Raw genomic sequence first — 1,327 nt, 5'->3', positions numbered from 1 at the left:
GGGTCAAGGCGGGAAAGCGTGCCTTGACCCGGCGCCGCCGGCCGTGTTCTGGCTTCGGATCGGGGTTGCGGGGGGTGTGGGTGTCGTCTCGGGTTTGGTGATCGCGCGCGTCAGGAAGCCGCCGCCGGGGCTGCTGCCCGTACGCCCAGCAGCTCCTCGATCGCCGCGACCGCCAGCGCCGCCGCATTTCCTTCGCCGTAAGGGTTTCCCACCTGGGCCGGGCGCAGTTCCCCGCTCAGCAGCCTTGCCGCCGTGTCGGCTATGCGCTCGGTGTCCGTGCCCGCGAGCCACGCACACCCCGCCGCCACGACCTCCACTCGCTCGGTGATGTCGCGCAGGACCACCACCGGGGTGCCGAACGTCGGGGCCTCCTCCTGGATGCCGCCCGAATCCGTCAGTACCAGGGCGGCCAGCCGCAACGCACGGACCAGGTCCGGGTACTCCAGCGGGTCCGTCACCGTCACCCGGGGCAGGCCGGCCAGTGCCGCCTCCACCTGGGCGCGGACCTGGGGGTTGGGGTGCGCCGGGAACAGCACCTGGACGTCCGGGTGCTCGGCCACGATCAGCTGCACCGCCGCCAGCGTCCGCTCCAGGGGCTCGCCCCAGGACTCCCGCCGGTGCGAGGTGACCAGCACCAGCCGCTCGCCGGCTTCCGCGAGTTCCATCTCCAGCAACGCCAGCGCCGTGTCGCGCGCCGGCAGGTCGCGGGCCGCGATCTCCAGGACCGCGTCGACCACCGTGTTGCCCGTGACGGCGATCTGCTGCCGGGCCACGCCTTCCGAGCGCAAGGCCGCCGCCGCGCCGAGCGTCGGGGCCAGGTGCAGCGCCGCGATGCGGGACACCATCTGCCGCGCGCCCTCCTCCGGGAACGGCGCCGCCAGGTCGTGGGTGCGCAGCCCGGCTTCCAGGTGGACGACCGGGATGCCCAGCCAGAACGCCGCCAGCGCGCCGGTGAGCGTCGTCGTCGTGTCGCCCTGGACCACCAGCGCGGCCGGGGTGTGGCGGCGCAGCACGTCGTCGAGCGCGGGCAGCAGGCCCGCCACCAGCTCGGCCTGGCTGCCGGTCACCCGCGGCGGCACGTCGAGCCACACGTCCACGGCCAGCCCGAACGGCTCCAGGGCCTGCTCGACCATGCCCGGGTGCTGGCCGCTGTGCACCACCACCGGGCGCAGCACCGGGTGGGCCGCCAGTGCCAGTGCCAACGGCGCGAGCTTGACGGCTTCCGGCCGCGTCCCGGCCAGCAACATCACGTCCACCTCGCGGTGCCCCTTTTCCACATCGACCAGTGTCCAGGAAATAACCAGCCCGGGGCGCCGGCGTGCGAGGG

The 1,327-nt window shown here is 74.2% G+C and carries 1 protein-coding gene; it reads right to left on the bottom strand.

Translation table 11 applies throughout. From position 1 onward, the window contains the following. Positions 1-110: 110 nt before the first annotated feature. Entirely contained in the window at positions 111-1,256 is a 1,146-nt protein-coding gene (gene wecB / locus ACFVYA_RS49965) for a non-hydrolyzing UDP-N-acetylglucosamine 2-epimerase (protein WP_387055712.1), read from the bottom strand. Between the last annotated feature and the right edge of the window lie 71 nt (positions 1,257-1,327).

Source organism: Amycolatopsis sp. NPDC058278 (assembly GCF_042881395.1).
Taxonomy (GTDB): domain Bacteria; phylum Actinomycetota; class Actinomycetes; order Mycobacteriales; family Pseudonocardiaceae; genus Amycolatopsis.
Note: the sequence above shows the minus strand (reverse complement) of the source record. Positions and strands in the feature narration are given on the sequence as shown.